The organism is Curtobacterium sp. BRB10, from assembly GCF_031844325.1.
Taxonomy (GTDB): domain Bacteria; phylum Actinomycetota; class Actinomycetes; order Actinomycetales; family Microbacteriaceae; genus Curtobacterium; species Curtobacterium poinsettiae_A.
In genome coordinates, this window is record NZ_JAUZVA010000010.1 from 1 (window position 1) to 13,279 (window position 13,279).

A 13,279-nucleotide genomic window follows, 5' to 3' on the forward strand; every position below is an offset into this window, starting at 1 on the left:
TCTGCCCCATGGTGACCGAGCTCCGGATCCACTGACACGCCCACCCCCCCCCACCCCACCCGCACGCACCACACCCCACTGAAGGAACCACCACCGTGAAGACCGTCATCGTCCTCGTCGTCCTCTGGGCAGTCCTGTCCATCGTCGGCTTCGCCCTGAAAGGCCTGCTCTGGCTCGGCGTCATCGGCATCGTCCTGCTGCTCGGCACGATCGTCTTCGGGGCCGTCCGCCGAAGCGGCAACAAGGCCCGCAACGCGGGCCGGACCAACTAGTCCGCCACTGGCGAAGCGCACCACCAGCAGGATTCCCCGCACCGACCGCATGCCGAACCTCCCGAACGAACCCCAGCAGCTCCGAGCAGCGGTGGTCGTGAACCCGACGAAGATCGAACAGGCCCGCCTCCGAGCGGTGCTCGGCGAGGAAGAGCGCGCACACGGTTGGGCCGAGTCGCTCTGGTTCGAGACGAGTGCCGACGACGACGGGCGTGCTGCTGCGCGGGCCGCGCGCGACGCCCACCCGAGCGTCGTCCTCGTCGCGGGTGGTGACGGCACGCTCCGGGTCGTCGCCGCGGAGCTCCGCGGCACCGGGACGCCGGTGGCGCTCGTCCCCAGCGGCACCGGCAACCTGTTCGCTCGGAACCTCGGTCTGCCCCTCGGCGACCTGGTGCGCTCGGTCCGAGCGGGCTTCAGCGGGACGGACCGCCCGATCGACGTCGGACTGGCCGACCTGACCGACCCGGCGGGCACCACGACGTCGCACGCGTTCCTGGTGATGACCGGCATCGGGCTCGATGCGAGCATGGCCGCGGACACGAACGCGTGGGTGAAGAAGCGGTTCGGATGGGTCGCCTACTCGGATCCCATCGCACGGTCCGTGATCGGCAACCGGCAGATCCCCGTGCACTACGGGATCGACGACGGCCCGCTCCGCAGCATGAGCGCCCACACGATCATCGTCGGGAACTGCGGCACCCTGACCGCGGGCATCCTGCTGCTCCCCGCGGCCCGACCGGACGACGGCATCCTCGACGCCGTGGCGTTCCGGCCGACCGGGTGGTTCGGCTGGACCAAGGTCGGGTACGCGCTGACGCTCAACCGCTTCTTCGCGCGCACCGGGTTCGGACGGCTCCTCGCTCGCGTGTTGCCGACCTCACGCGCGCTCCGGTACACGCGGGCACGAACGCTGCGGCTGACCGTGGACACCCCGGAGCGCGTGCAGCTCGACGGCGATGCGTTCGGCGAGGTGGTCGCGGTGACGCTCACCACGCACCACCACGGACTGCTGCTCCGCACCGAGTCGCGACCGCGGGGCTCGGCCTGACCCGTCCCGACGGGGTCACACGTCGCGTCCGTCGAAGTGCGGACTGGTGCGACCCCTCGACCGGGGGTCAGGATGACGCATCAGTTGCACAGAGCAACTGGCAGGTGCTTCACCGACAGAGGAGTCGTCATGAAGAAGTCCATCGCAGCCGCGTTCGCCGCGGTCGCCGTCATCACCGCCGGCGTGTTCGCCGCTTCGCCCGCCTCCGCGCTGCCCGTCAGCACGAAGGTCGTCGGCGGCGAGAAGGCCCCCACCACCTCGTGGGCGGTGCAGCTCGAAGCCTCCGGCGGCAGCATCCCCTCCGGCTACGTCAGCAACTGCACCGGCGAGCAGCTCAACGCCTCGTGGATCCTGACCGCCCGGCACTGCATCGACGGCATCGGCGCGATGAACGTCTACCACTCCAACTCCACCGTCAACCGCGGCACGGCCGTCGCCGTCGACCGCGTCAGCGCCTCGCCGGCGGGTGACATCGCGCTCGTGCACCTGCGGACCGCGTACTCGCTGTCCACCTACGCCCCCCTCGACCTCACCGCGACGGCCAAGTCGAGCGGCACCGGCACCATCCAGGGCTACGGCCTGCGTGCGAACGCGACGCAGTCCGACGGCCTGTACCAGGCGACCGTCTCGCTCACCGGTGCGAGCACCGACGCGTACAGCGGCCGTGCCCAGCACCTCACCGGCGTGACCGGGGCCTCGAACCACGGTGACTCGGGCGGCCCGCTGCTCGTGAACGGCAAGGTCGTCGCCGTCTGCTCCACCGGCGACAGCGCCGACCCCGGCGCGAACACCAAGGCCGGCTCGAACTACGCCCTGCTGTCGCAGGCCTCGTCCTGGATCCGGACCACGGCCGGCGTCTGAACCACCTGACGGACGGGAGGCGCGGTGCGGGCCCGCACCGCGCCTCCAGTCCGTCCCGTCCACCTGCAGGGCGGTGCTCGCCTGTTCAGCGTCCGTCACCCACCAGCTGAGCGCCCGTGCGGGCGCGACGACGACAGTGGGGCCATGAGCCAGTACGAGAAGCGCGATCCGAACACCCTCTACCCGGCCCCGCCGTACCCGAAGCAGGAGCAGTCGCTGCCGGGTGCCGCGTGGAAGATGGACCCGAAGCCCGACCACGGCGAGGAGAGCTACGTCGGTCTCGGTCGGCTGAAGGGCTTCCGCGGCATCGTCACCGGTGCCGACTCCGGCATCGGCCGTGCCGCCGCGATCGCGCTGTCGCGCGAGGGCGCCGACCTGGTGCTGTCCTACTTGCCCGACGAGCAGGAGGACGCGGAACAGGTCCGCGACCTGCTCGAGTCCGAGGGCCGTCGCGCCGTGCTGTTCCCCGGTGACATCGCCGACGAGCAGTACTGCATCGACCTGGTGCAGAAGGGCGTCGACGAGCTCGGCGGTCTCGACACGCTCGTCATGGTCGCCGGCCGCATGGACAGCAACGAGGACATCCTGACGCTCGACACGTCGATGTTCGACTCGACGTTCAAGACCAACATCTACTCGCTGTTCTGGCTGACGAAGGCCGCCGTGCCGCACCTCGAGCCGGGATCGACGATCGTGACGACCGGTTCGATCCAGGCGTCGACGCCCTCGCCGGACAAGATCGACTACGCCGTGTCGAAGGGTGCGATCAAGCTCTTCACCGAGGCCGTCGCGCAGCAGCTCGCGCCGAAGGGCATCCGTGTGAACTCCGTGGCGCCGGGGCCGGTGTGGACGCCGCTGCAGCCGGGTTCCGACGATGCCGAGACGGTGTCGCACTTCGGTGAGAGCTCGCCGTTCGGCCGTCCGGGTCAGCCCGCCGAACTCGGTGCCGCCTACGTGCACCTGGTCAGCCCGGAGTCGAGCTACCAGTCCGGGTCGACCATCACGATCGCCGGTGGGACGCCGGCGTTCTGATCCGACGCTCTGGGGTTCTGGCGTTCTTGCATCCGAGGAAGGGGACCACGTGTCCGGAGTGACGCACACCGTGCTGGTCGAGTGGGACGCGGAGGACCGGTCGTCCGAGGCCTCCGCCCTGTCGCGTGCGCACCTGCCACGGATCGAGGGGGTCGAGTCGGTGCAGTCCGGAACGAGCGTGAGCACCGAGGGGCTGGAGGGCGGGTTCCACTGGATGCTCGTCGTCCGGTTCCGCGATCGTGCCGCGCTCGCCGGGTACCTGCCGCACCCGGAGCACCGGCCGGTGGCCGAGTTCATCGGTGCGGCGAGTGCGCGGGTCGTCGTGTTCGACGTCGAGGACGCCGACTGATCGCTGCGTCGGAAGCTGTGTAACGCTCTGGTTGCGATGGCGGACGAGGGGTTCCGTCCCTCGTGGAGGCTCGACGTACGGTGGACCGGCCATCGCAACGGCGCGGGGGTGACCGGCCGGCGCTGCGGCTCTCCGGAGCCCGCGCCGGTCGGGTCCCCGCCTGCGGGCGGGGGCCGTTCGACATCTGCCGACGGAGGGAAACAGACGATGCCCGGCAACCCGGACCCGTTCGTCCACGACGACGCGAAGATCCTGCTCGGCGAGGCGGGAGCGGCGCACTGCGACGAATGCGGGGACGCCGTCCGGCTCGACCCGCGGATCGGCAGCTGGAGGACCGTGCGGCAACCCGGCCCCCAGCTCCCGCCGGATCGGAAGCCGCGGAGTTCGGCGGGGGCCGCGTGAACGGTGCGGCCCGGACCGCTGGGGTGACCCTCGGGCTCGTCGCAGCGATGGCGCTGACCGCCTGTTCCGGCTCGCCGGCTGCGACGCCGACCCGGACCGTGACTGCGACTGCGACCCCGGAGACGCCGTCTGACCCCGACACCCCGACCCCCGCTGCGACCCCGACCACGACGGACACGGCCTTCAGTCTGTCGGACCCCGCGACGTGGACCATCTCGACCGACGAGGTCGGACCGATCGCCCTCGGTGGTCCGGTGCAGGGCGAGATCGACGACCTGACAGCTGCCTACACGCGGAGTACGGATGCGTGCCCGGCCAGTCCGGAGACGACCTTCTGGGAGCGGTCCGACGCTCCCGGCCTCATCGTCATCCCGCGCGACGGAAAGGTCGCCGGGGTGACCATCGGTGGGCTGGGGCCGGACCCGGTGACGACGAACTCGCCCGAGACCGACGCCGGGATCGGCATCGGAGCGCCCCTGACCGAGGTGCGCTCCGCGTACCCGGACCTGCGGTACACCGGCACCTACGGTGAGGAGCAGGGGCCGTACTCGATGTGGAGCGTGCAGGCCGACGGACGCTTCATGACGTTCCAGCTCGGGACGGACGGCACCACCGTGGGTGCGATCTGGGTTGGGCCGGTCGCGATGTTGCCGTACGAGTACTGCGCCTGACGCTGGCGAGGGGTGAACGCCGCTGCTGGCAGGATGACCGGCATGGCCAGCGCTGTCCGTCTCATCCGATCTGACGTCCTGAGCGACGCGGCGCAGTACGCGTACGCATCCACCGTGCCGGCTGGAACGCGGCTCGTGTTCCTCGCCGGGGCCTGCCCGCTCGCCCCGGACGGCTCGACTGTGGCGGTGGGTGACTACGCGGGCCAGGCGGTCAGGTGCATCGAGACGATGCAGGAGGCGCTGCGTGCCGCAGGAGCGTCCATCGAGGACGTCGTGAGCACCCGGGTGCTCGTGGCGTCCTCGCGGCAGGCCGACCTCGTCACCGCATGGCAGGTGGTGCGCGATTCCTTCGGCGCGCACGACGTGCCGAGCACCCTGCTCGGGGTGACGGTGCTCGGCTACGACGACCAGCTGGTCGAGATCGAAGCCGTCGCGGCCGTCGCCGACGGACAGGCCACGTGACGGCGCGAGGTGTCGAGGCTCCCGTACCCCCGTGCTCCCGTGCACGCTCGCCTCAGAAGCCCGGACCCGCTTTCACCAGGGCGATGCCGACACCGACGAGCGCGAGGACGAGGCCGGCCACGAACGTCCGCGGGGACGGCTTCTCCCCGCGGAGCCTGGCCACGACGGGCCCGAGGAGGGCGAGTCGGACCACGAGGTACCCGATCGCGATGATCTCGGCCGCGAGCCCGGACGTCCCGGTCAGCCAGGCGTAGGCGAGGACGGCAGCCGGGAGGAGCCCGGAGGTGAGGACGGGCAGCGAGTCTCGCACCTCGGCGCGGACGGTCTCCCCGGTGAGGCGGTGATCGCTCCGCGCACGTCGGCCGACCGACTCGGCGAAGGTGTGTGCGAGGAAGGTCGAGAACGCGGTGGCGAGCACGTACCAGAGCCCCCGACCACTCTCGGCGGTGTCCGGGACCATCGGCGCGATCGTCCCGAGGATCACGATGTTGCCGTACACGAACGCGGTGATGCGGCTCGCGGCGTCCTCACGCGACAGGCGGTTCCGGCCCACGGAGGTCCGCTCGTGCGGGCTCAGTAGTACTCACCCTGCCGGTAGTCCCAGCTCGTGAACGTGTCCGCGAGCAGCCCCATGATCCGGTCGACGTCGAGACCCTTGCGGATGAGCGTCGGTGCGGGGACGACCGATCGGCGTCCGTCCTGCAGCGGGATCAGGGCTCCGGTGCTGTCGACCATCGACACCATGACGCCCTGCTCGTAGCGGGTCTCGGCGGTCTGCTCCGGCTGGATGGACGCGACGTAGTCGTCCGCCTCGACGATCACGTCGGCGCGCTCGGCGATGCGCTCGCCGATGCCGTCGACCACGCCACGGTTGCCGGTACCGGACGGGTTGGCCGAGCTCGCGAAGGCGAACTTGCCGTGCTCGGTCCAGAGTTCGCGGGCGGCGAGCTCACCGGGAACGCCGAACTTGATGACGAAGCAGGACGTGCCACGGGTGTCCATCATGAGTTCGTCGGAGCCGTCCGACGGCAACGCCGCTCGACCCTCTTCGCTCCAGGGCAGGATGCACCCGAGCAGGACGTCCTCGTCCCAGCACCGCTGGTACAGGGCGTCGATCTCGGGGGTGAGCTGCGCGATGCTCCGGAGCATCTCGAGCGAACTCACGAGCACGACGCCCGGCTTGTTGCGGTTGCGTTCCTTCGCGTCGAACTTGCGCTCCAGACCCGCGCGGTCCGAGGTCATCAGGATGTAGCCGACCTTGGTCGGGACCACCGCCAGTCCGCCGTCGTGCAGGAGTGCGTCCACCGCACTGCGCGGCACGCCACCGTTCCAGTGCACGCGGTTCATGCTGACCTGCGTCTCGTCGTTCATGCCCGTCCTCGTCCCGTTCTGGAGTCAGACGATCGTCTGACAGCGGGAGCCTATGGACGACGTCCGGGCCGGACAAGGGCGAAGGACGCGACCTGTGGGCCTTCTCCGAAGGGTTCAGGCGGGCTCGCAGCGAGCGACCGCGGCTGGCCGGTGCTGAACCGTGCACAAAGACTGAGCCGCGCACAACCAGAGCGCCCCCGCCCCGAGCGTCACTCCACCAACGACTGCGTCCCCACGACGATGGCCAGGGCCAGCCGCTCCGCGTCCACCGACCCGGGCTCGGCCGTGTACGCCAGGATCCGCAGGTCCTCCGGTCCGACGACCAGGGTGTCGCAGTCGAGCGTGATGAGCCCGACGTCCGGGTGGTCGATCACCTTCCGCCGGGCGGTCTCGCCGAGCGCGGTCGCGCCGGAGTCCCACAGCTCGACGAACCGCGGGCTCGCCGCGCGCAGCTCCCGCACGAGCTGCTGCAGCTGGCGGTCGAGCGGGTAGCGCGCCGCGGTCATCCGGAGCCCGGCCACCAGGTTCGCCTCGAACGCCGCCTGCTCCTCCGGCGTGTGCACGGCGCGGCTGCCCGAACCGACCAGGTGCCGCCACGCGGTGTTCCGGTCGTTCCCGCGCAGTGCCCCGATCGGCCCCATCAGGGCGTCGTACGGGGCGTTGGCGACGAGCAGGTTCCCGGCGGCGTCGAGGACAGCGACGGGGGTGTCCGCCAGCCGGTCGAGCAGTCGCTGCACGCTCGGCGGGATCCGCGACGGCACCACGTCGGCGCCGGGGACCGCGTGCCCGGCGAGTCGGTAGAGCAGCTCGCGGTCGGCATCGACGACCCGTAGCGCCCGCGCGAGCGCCTCGACGACCTGGGCGGACGGCGAGGTCGCCCGCCCCTGCTCGAGCCGGGTCAGGTAGTCGGCCGAGATCCCCGCGAGGCCGGCCAGTTCCTCTCGCCGCAGACCGGCCGCACGCCGACGCGGCCCGACGACCACGCCCGCCGCCTCGGGGGAGACGTGGTCGCGCAGCCGCCGCAGGGTGTGCCCGAAGTCCGTGTCCGCCATGTCCCCAGTCTGCGCGCGACGAGCGACCCCGGTCCTGGCCCTGCCGGTCCTACGACAACGGGTCGACTCCCTGCGGTCGCCGCCGAGCACGACGCTGGACCCATGACAACGACACTCATCACCGGGGCCACCCGCGGCCTCGGCAAGGAAACCGCCCGTCAGCTCGTCGAGGCGGGCCACACCGTCTGGATCGGCGCCCGCGACGCCGACCAGGGCGCCGCGGTCGCCGCCGAGATCGGCGCACGCTCCGTGCAGCTCGACGTCCGCGACGACGACTCGGTCGCCGCGGCCTTCGCCCACGTCGACGCGAACGGCGGCCTCGACGTCCTCGTGAACAACGCCGGCATCGCCGTGTGGGGGCAGGACGGCCCCCAGGCGCTCGACGTGTTCGACACGAACGCCGTCGGCACGATCCGCGCGACCGAGGCCGCGCTGCCGCTCCTGCGTCGCTCCGCGAACCCGATCGTGGTGAACCTGTCGAGTGCGCTCGGCTCGTTCACCGCCACCCACGACCCGTCGAAGCCCGCGTTCACCGTGCCGGCCGTGGTCTACGGCGCCTCCAAGGCGGCCGTCTCGATGCTGACGGTGCAGTACGCGAAGATCGCGCCCGAGGTGCACTTCGTCGCGATCGAGCCCGGTTACACGGCCACCGAGTTCGGGGGCATGCCGAACCCGCACGGTCGCCCCGTCGAGGTCAGCGCCGCGACGATCGCGGCCGCCGCGAGCGCGGGCCCGGAGGGCCCCACCGGCGTCTTCCTGGAGGACGGCCAGCCGCTCGGGTGGTGACGCCGTGACGGCCTGGAGGCCCGTGGCGACGCCGCCACGGGCCTCCAGGCCGTCCTCCGGTCGCGTCTACAGCAGCTGGCGCGCGTTGGTCGACGCGAGGTCCAGCAGCTCGTCACCGCGACCCGACAGCACCGTGCGGATGGCGTAGAGCGTGAAGCCCTTCGCCTGCTCGAGGGCGACCGCCGGGGGCATGGAGAGTTCCTGGCGGTTCGCGCGGACCGACACGAGCGCGGGACCGTCGTGCGCGAGCGCGGCGGCCATGGCGTCCTCGAAGTCGTCGGACACGTCGACGTGGAACCCCTTGATGCCGATCGCCTCGGCGACGGCGGCGAAGTCCGGGTTCTGCAGCTCGGTGCCGTAGTTCACGAAGCCGGCGGCCTTCATCTCGAGTTCGACGAAGTTGAGCGACGAGTTGTCGAACACGACGATCTTCACCGGCAGCTTGTTCTGCACGATCGTGATGAGCTCACCGAGGAGCATCGTCAGGCCGCCGTCGCCGGCCAGGGCGATCACCTGCCGGTCCGGGAACGCGGTCTGCGCACCGATCGCCTGCGGGACGGCGTTCGCCATCGTGCCGTGCACGAACGAGCCGATCAGTCGGCGCTTGCCGTTCATCGTGAGGTAGCGCGAGGCCCACACGACGGGCGAGCCGACGTCGGGGATGAAGACGGCGTCCTCGGCGGCGAGCCGGTCGAGCACCCGGGCGACGTACTGCGGGTGCACCGGCTTCTTCCGGCCGGCCGGAACGGCCAGGTCGTCGAGCTTCTCGCGGGTCTTCCGGTAGTGCTTGAGCGAGTCCTCGAGGTGCTTCGCCGGGTGCGAGCCGGTCAGCAGCGGGATGAGTGCGAGGGCGGTGTCCTTGACGGTGCCGACCAGCCCGATGTCGACGGGGTGCCGCCGGCCGAGCTGCGAACCGCGGATGTCGACCTGCACGTGCTTCGCCTCGGCGGGGAAGAACTGCTGGTACGGGAAGTCCGTGCCGAGCATGAGCACGACGTCGGCGTCCTCCATGGCGCGGTACCCGGACGAGAAGCCGAGCAGTCCCGTCATGCCGACGTCGTAGGGGTTGTCGTACTCGATGTACTCCTTGCCGCGCAGCGCGTGCACGATCGGGGCCTGCAACCGCTCGGCCAGGGCGACGACCTCGTCGTGGGCGTCCGCGACGCCGGCTCCGGCCAGGATGGTGATCCGGTCGGCACCGTTCAGCAGGTCGGCGGTGCGCTGCAGCTCGGCCTCGCTCGGGACGATGCGCGGGGTGGCCCGCTCGATGCGGGTGACGCGGTCGTCCTTCGCCTCGGCGAGCAGCACGTCGCCGGGGATCACGAGGACCGCGACGCCGCGCTTCTCGATCGCCTCACGCATCGCGATCTCGAGCAGGCGGGGCATCTGCACCGGGTCGGCGACGTACTCGACGTAGACGGAGCACTCGCGGAACAGCTCCTGCGGGTGCGTCTCCTGGAAGTAGCCGGAGCCGATCTCCGCCGTGGGGATGTGGGCGGCGATCGCCAGCACCGGCACCCGCGAACGGTTCGCGTCGTACAGGCCGTTGACCAGGTGCAGGTTGCCCGGGCCGCAGCTGCCGGCGCAGACGGCCAGGTCACCGGTCACGGCGGCCTCGGCGCTGGCGGCGAACGCGGCCGCCTCTTCGTGACGGACGTGCTCCCACCGCATCGTCCCGTCCTTGCGCAGGGCGTCGGTGAAGCCGTTCAGGGAGTCCCCGGGCAGGCCGTAGACCCGGTGGACGTCGTTGGCGCGGAGGGTGGCGACGATGTTCTCGGCAACGGTTGGCATGCGTCCTGTCTACTCGCGACCGCTGCGCTGAACGCTTTCGGAGCATCGCGCGTCCCACTCGCGCCCTGATGCCCGGGTCGTGCTGCGACGATGGCAGGATGACCGACGCCGCGCCGCTCCTCCGTCCCCGCCGACGGGAGCTCGCCGCGTACGGGATCCTCGAGCGCTCGCCGTACCCGCTCGTCTCGGTGGCGATCGCCGTCATCGCGGTCGTCGTCATCACCATCGTCGGGTTCACGCTCGGCACCGTCGACCTCGGCCTGTCCAAGGCCCTGAACGCGCTGCACACCGGGTTCGTCGGGGCGTTCAGCACCGCGGTCTACCACGTGATCAGTCCGGCGCCGGCGATCGGGATCACGGTCGTCGTCGTCGCCGTGATCTGGTGGCGACGCGGGACCTGCGCCCGGCCCTAGCGTTCGGCGGCACCATCGCGATCACGTGGGTGCCGTCCGCGATCGTCAAGGAGATCGTGCACCGCGCCCGCCCCGACGTCGCCGTGCTGCCGCACCCGTTCCCCGTGCAGCCGGACCCCGGGTACCCGAGCGGGCACACGGTCTACATCACGGCGTTCGTCGTCGCCCTGATCTGGCTGCTCCGCGAGACCCGGTGGCACCGGCTCGCCCTGACGCTCGGGGTCGTGGCCATCGTGATCGTCTTCTTCGCGGTGTCGATCGACGCGGTCCACTACCCGACCGACGCCGCCGCCTCGATCCTGTGGGCACTGGCCGTGGCGCCGGGGGTGCGGGTGGTGTGGGTCGACTGGCTCATGCCGCGGGTGCCGTTCCTGCGGCCGGGGCGGGGCTGACGCCGGCGCTGCCGGGCGCTGCCGGGCCGGGTGGTCGCGGGTGGTCTGGTCGACGCGGAACGCCACTGTCGATGTCGTGCGACGACGGTGTCGTTCCGCGTCAGCGGGCGGTGTCCTGCCAGGTCAGCGGAGCGTGCTGGTCCGGCCCCGCGCCGCGAGCAGCGCCACGACGGCCACCACGGCGGCGGCGAGCATCACGATCGCCAGCGGCGCCGCGGTGTCCGAGCCGCCGATGCTGACGAGCGGGGACACGAGCGCCGCGAGTCCGAACTGCAGGGCACCGAGCACGGCCGAGGCGCTACCGGCAGCTGACGGCACGGCACCGAGCGCGAGCGCCGTGGCGTTGCCGAGCACCAGACCGAGCGAGCCCACCGCGGTGAACAGCGGCACGGCGAGCCAGATGACCGGCGCCCCGGAGACGACGAGCAGCGCGAACGCGACGGTCGACGCGAGCACCAGCACGATGCCGAGCGACAGCACGCCGGTGACCGAACGGGTCGCGGTGAGCTTGGCGGACAGGATGCTGACGCCCATCAGCGCCAGGGCGTTCAGCCCGAAGGCCAGGCCGTAGCCGACCGTGCCGAAGCCGATCATGTCCTGGTACAGGAACGGCGACGCGGAGATGTAGGCCATCATCACGGCGAACGCGAAGCCGAACACGGCGGTGTACCCGAGGAACGTGCGGGAGCGCAGGGCGCGGAGCGCCGAGCCGGAGCCACGGCGTTCCGCACGCAGCGCGTCGCGGTGTTCCTTCAGGTGGGTCTCGCGGATCACGGCGAGGACCGCGATGAGCATGACGACCGACAGGCCGAGCACGATCGAGAGCAGGCCGCGCCAGCCGATCGGGCCGGTGAGCAGGCCGCCGAGCAGCGGTGCGACGACCGGGGCGACCCCGCCGACGATCATCATGAGCGAGAACGCGCGGGCGGCGGACTTGCCGGTCGCCAGGTCGGAGATGACCGCACGGCTGATCACCATGCCGGCCGCACCGCCGAGGCCCTGCAGCAGGCGGGCCGCGATGAGCACGCCGATGTTCGGCGCGAGCACCGCGGCGATGCTGGCGAGCACGCACACCGCGGCACCGGCGATGAGCGGCGGGACGCGGCCGAACCGGTCGGACAGCGGACCGAACACGAGCTGGCCCGCGGTCACACCCACCAGGAACGCGGTCAGGGTGAGCTGGACGGCGGTGGCGCTCGCCCCGAGCCCGGTCGTCATCTGCGGGAACGCCGGCAGGTACAGGTCGGTGGCGAAGGGGGCGACGGCGCTGAGCAGGCCGAGCACCAGGAGCAGCGCGGTCGTGATGCCCTGCTGCTTGGTCGTGGGTGTCGCGATCGTCGCGCGGATGGTTCCGGTGTCCGTGGTCATTGTTATGAAAGCATAACTCATCGCCGGAGATCGGTACAGTACGGACATGCACTCCGCCGTGTCCGACCACGTCCTCGCCGAGTTCGCGGACGTCCTGCTCCGGATCGCGCGCGACATCGACCCGCACGGCTCGGAGACCCTCGACATCGTGCCGCTCACCGGCACCGAGGCGCTCGTGATGCGCTGGATCAACCGCAACCCGGGCACCTCGCCCAGTGCCACCGCCGAGGCGACCGCCCTGCAGCGCAGCAACCTCAGCGTCGCACTCCGGTCGCTCGTGGCGAAGGGCATGGTCGAGCGGCGCCAGGACCCGGCGGACGCCCGGACCGTGCAGCTGCACTCGACCGCCCTGGCCCAGGAGAGCGTCGACCGTCTGTACCGGCACTGGTCCGGCAAGCTCCGTACGGCCCTCGGTGGCGACGAGCGGGGCGCGGTCGAGGCGCTGGAGCTGCTGCAGCGGATCGACGACGGATTGCGCGCGGGCTAGGCGACGGCTTCCTCGGCGGTGGTGGCGGAGTCGTCGGCTGCGGCATCGTCCTCGATCGGCAGCAGGCGACGCGCGCCGTGCCCCTCGTCGCCGAGGGCGTCACCCGGGTTCACGACCGAGCACGCTCCGAGCGAGACGCATCCGCAGCCGATGCACTGCGTCATCTCCTGCTGCAGCCGCTCCAGCTCGAGCTGGCGGGCCCGCAGTCGTGCTCGCCACCGCTCGTGCAACCGGTTCCAGTCGCGCAGCGACGGCATGCGGTCGGCGGGCAGCGCCTCGAACTGCTCGGCGACCTCGCTGAGCGGGATGCCGAGGCGTTTGGCCACCTGGATGATGGCGATCCGCCGCTCGACGTGCCGCGGGTACATCCGCGTGCCGCCGTCGGTGCGCTCCGGGTGGATCAGGCCCTTGCGCTCGTAGAAGTGCAGGGCCGAGGCGGCGACGCCGGTACGGCGGACGATCTCGCCGATGGGCAGCAGATCGGTCGGCCGCGGCGCCGGGATCTCGACCATGGTGGAGATC

Annotated in this window: 18 protein-coding genes; 12 read left to right on the forward strand and 6 right to left on the reverse strand. The window is 71.4% G+C overall.

Annotated features, from left to right (window positions below):
- Positions 1-95 precede the first annotated feature (95 nt).
- The 8 genes from Q9R26_RS17195 (at position 96) to Q9R26_RS17230 (ending at position 5,097) form a co-directional block, all read left to right on the forward strand.
- Positions 96-272, forward strand: a complete 177-nt coding sequence (locus Q9R26_RS17195) for a hypothetical protein (RefSeq protein ID WP_209132789.1) — start codon at positions 96-98, stop codon at positions 270-272.
- A 49-nt stretch (positions 273-321) separates the two neighbouring features.
- The gene (locus Q9R26_RS17200; RefSeq protein ID WP_311228006.1) at positions 322-1,320 is read left to right on the forward strand and encodes a diacylglycerol kinase family protein; all 999 of its coding nucleotides are present in this window, start codon (positions 322-324) and stop codon (positions 1,318-1,320) included.
- A 129-nt stretch (positions 1,321-1,449) separates the two neighbouring features.
- Positions 1,450-2,181: a S1 family peptidase gene (locus Q9R26_RS17205; RefSeq protein WP_311228007.1), complete on the forward strand. Its 732-nt coding sequence runs from the start codon at positions 1,450-1,452 to the stop codon at positions 2,179-2,181.
- A gap of 144 nt (positions 2,182-2,325) precedes the next feature.
- Complete coding sequence (locus tag Q9R26_RS17210; protein ID WP_182066864.1) at positions 2,326-3,213, forward strand: SDR family oxidoreductase; 888 nt, start codon at positions 2,326-2,328, stop codon at positions 3,211-3,213.
- Between the two features lie 49 nt (positions 3,214-3,262).
- Positions 3,263-3,562: a Dabb family protein gene (locus Q9R26_RS17215; RefSeq protein WP_311228008.1), complete on the forward strand. Its 300-nt coding sequence runs from the start codon at positions 3,263-3,265 to the stop codon at positions 3,560-3,562.
- Between the two features lie 207 nt (positions 3,563-3,769).
- Positions 3,770-3,964, forward strand: coding sequence for a hypothetical protein (locus Q9R26_RS17220; RefSeq protein ID WP_262139859.1), 195 nt, complete (start codon positions 3,770-3,772; stop codon positions 3,962-3,964).
- A gap of 23 nt (positions 3,965-3,987) precedes the next feature.
- Positions 3,988-4,635 (forward strand): hypothetical protein, encoded by a 648-nt coding sequence (locus tag Q9R26_RS17225; RefSeq protein ID WP_311228009.1) that lies wholly within the window; start codon positions 3,988-3,990, stop codon positions 4,633-4,635.
- Positions 4,636-4,677: 42 nt separating this feature from the next.
- On the forward strand, positions 4,678-5,097 hold the full coding sequence (locus Q9R26_RS17230; RefSeq protein ID WP_311228010.1) for a Rid family hydrolase: 420 nt from the start codon (positions 4,678-4,680) through the stop codon (positions 5,095-5,097).
- 52 nt (positions 5,098-5,149) lie between these two features.
- On the opposite strand, the gene Q9R26_RS17235 is transcribed toward Q9R26_RS17230, so the two are convergent.
- From Q9R26_RS17235 to Q9R26_RS17245, 3 genes are all read right to left on the reverse strand, one after another.
- Positions 5,150-5,650, reverse strand: a complete 501-nt coding sequence (locus Q9R26_RS17235) for a hypothetical protein (protein WP_311228011.1) — start codon at positions 5,648-5,650, stop codon at positions 5,150-5,152.
- A gap of 20 nt (positions 5,651-5,670) precedes the next feature.
- On the reverse strand, positions 5,671-6,468 hold the full coding sequence (locus Q9R26_RS17240) for a Sua5/YciO/YrdC/YwlC family protein (RefSeq protein ID WP_311228012.1): 798 nt from the start codon (positions 6,466-6,468) through the stop codon (positions 5,671-5,673).
- A gap of 209 nt (positions 6,469-6,677) precedes the next feature.
- Positions 6,678-7,520 (reverse strand): helix-turn-helix transcriptional regulator, encoded by an 843-nt coding sequence (locus tag Q9R26_RS17245; protein ID WP_311228013.1) that lies wholly within the window; start codon positions 7,518-7,520, stop codon positions 6,678-6,680.
- A 102-nt stretch (positions 7,521-7,622) separates the two neighbouring features.
- On the opposite strand from Q9R26_RS17245, the gene Q9R26_RS17250 reads away from it, so the two are divergent.
- Complete coding sequence (locus tag Q9R26_RS17250; protein ID WP_182066870.1) at positions 7,623-8,306, forward strand: SDR family NAD(P)-dependent oxidoreductase; 684 nt, start codon at positions 7,623-7,625, stop codon at positions 8,304-8,306.
- A 66-nt stretch (positions 8,307-8,372) separates the two neighbouring features.
- On the opposite strand, the gene poxB is transcribed toward Q9R26_RS17250, so the two are convergent.
- A complete protein-coding gene (gene poxB / locus Q9R26_RS17255) occupies positions 8,373-10,097 on the reverse strand; it encodes a ubiquinone-dependent pyruvate dehydrogenase (protein ID WP_311228014.1) in 1,725 nt (574 codons plus the stop codon).
- Between the two features lie 98 nt (positions 10,098-10,195).
- Between poxB and Q9R26_RS17260 the strand changes: the two genes are divergently transcribed.
- Both Q9R26_RS17260 and Q9R26_RS17265 read left to right on the forward strand, forming a co-directional pair.
- The gene (locus Q9R26_RS17260; RefSeq protein ID WP_311228015.1) at positions 10,196-10,510 is read left to right on the forward strand and encodes a hypothetical protein; all 315 of its coding nucleotides are present in this window, start codon (positions 10,196-10,198) and stop codon (positions 10,508-10,510) included.
- Positions 10,480-10,902: a phosphatase PAP2 family protein gene (locus tag Q9R26_RS17265; RefSeq protein WP_311228016.1), complete on the forward strand. Its 423-nt coding sequence runs from the start codon at positions 10,480-10,482 to the stop codon at positions 10,900-10,902. The genes Q9R26_RS17260 and Q9R26_RS17265 overlap by 31 nt, the downstream gene beginning before the upstream one ends.
- A 123-nt stretch (positions 10,903-11,025) precedes the next feature.
- Here Q9R26_RS17265 and Q9R26_RS17270 read toward each other — a convergent pair whose 3' ends face one another.
- Positions 11,026-12,270 (reverse strand): multidrug effflux MFS transporter, encoded by a 1,245-nt coding sequence (locus tag Q9R26_RS17270; RefSeq protein WP_311228017.1) that lies wholly within the window; start codon positions 12,268-12,270, stop codon positions 11,026-11,028.
- A 46-nt stretch (positions 12,271-12,316) separates the two neighbouring features.
- Here Q9R26_RS17270 and Q9R26_RS17275 point away from each other — a divergent pair, with 46 nt between their 5' ends.
- On the forward strand, positions 12,317-12,757 hold the full coding sequence (locus Q9R26_RS17275) for a MarR family winged helix-turn-helix transcriptional regulator (RefSeq protein WP_216852147.1): 441 nt from the start codon (positions 12,317-12,319) through the stop codon (positions 12,755-12,757).
- On the opposite strand, the gene soxR is transcribed toward Q9R26_RS17275, so the two are convergent.
- The gene (gene soxR, locus Q9R26_RS17280; RefSeq protein ID WP_311228018.1) at positions 12,754-13,269 is read right to left on the reverse strand and encodes a redox-sensitive transcriptional activator SoxR; all 516 of its coding nucleotides are present in this window, start codon (positions 13,267-13,269) and stop codon (positions 12,754-12,756) included. The genes Q9R26_RS17275 and soxR overlap by 4 nt on opposite strands.
- Between the last annotated feature and the right edge of the window lie 10 nt (positions 13,270-13,279).